The 545-nt window shown below is 55.6% G+C and carries 1 protein-coding gene; it reads right to left on the bottom strand.

Features of this window, described 5'->3' with window-relative positions:
• Positions 1-545 (bottom strand): AMP-binding protein (locus AAC147_RS07845; protein WP_047686254.1); only part of this gene is annotated, 545 nt, incomplete at both ends.

Raw genomic sequence — 545 nt, 5'->3', positions numbered from 1 at the left:
TGCCCGTGGCTGTCCAGCAGGTAAATGCAGGTATTGCTGAGCGGCCGGCCGATAGAACGGTCATCCTCAGGGGAGACAACTGCTTGACAGGTGGCGGTGACGGTATTTTCTGTCGGACCATAGGCGTTTAATAACCGGGGACGGTGACCCGCCTGGGCAAACCAATTCTGAAGGGCTGTTTTTTGCACGGCTTCACTGCCGATAATAACCAGCCGGAGCGCGTCCGGCAGCACTAACCCCGGTTCTCTGGCAGCCAGCTCAGACCAGAATAATGTCGGCAGAAACAGCACCGTAATACGGTTTTCGCGGGTTAAGGTAATAAATTCTGCCACAGAAGCCAGCCAGCTATCATCGCGGATCACCAGCGTGGCGCCATGACATAATGAGGAAAAACACTCCTCAACGGCGACATCAAAGGCAAACGCCGCAAACTGCAACACCCGATCCTGCGCCGTCACACCATATCGTTCATTGACGCTCAGCGTACGGTGATAAATCGCCTGATGCTCGACCATCACCCCTTTTGGCTGCCCGGTAGAGCCGGA

The sequence above is a fragment of the Xenorhabdus sp. NBAII XenSa04 genome (assembly GCF_963866145.1).
Taxonomy (GTDB): Bacteria; Pseudomonadota; Gammaproteobacteria; order Enterobacterales; family Enterobacteriaceae; genus Xenorhabdus; species Xenorhabdus indica.
Note: the sequence above shows the minus strand (reverse complement) of the source record. Positions and strands in the feature narration are given on the sequence as shown.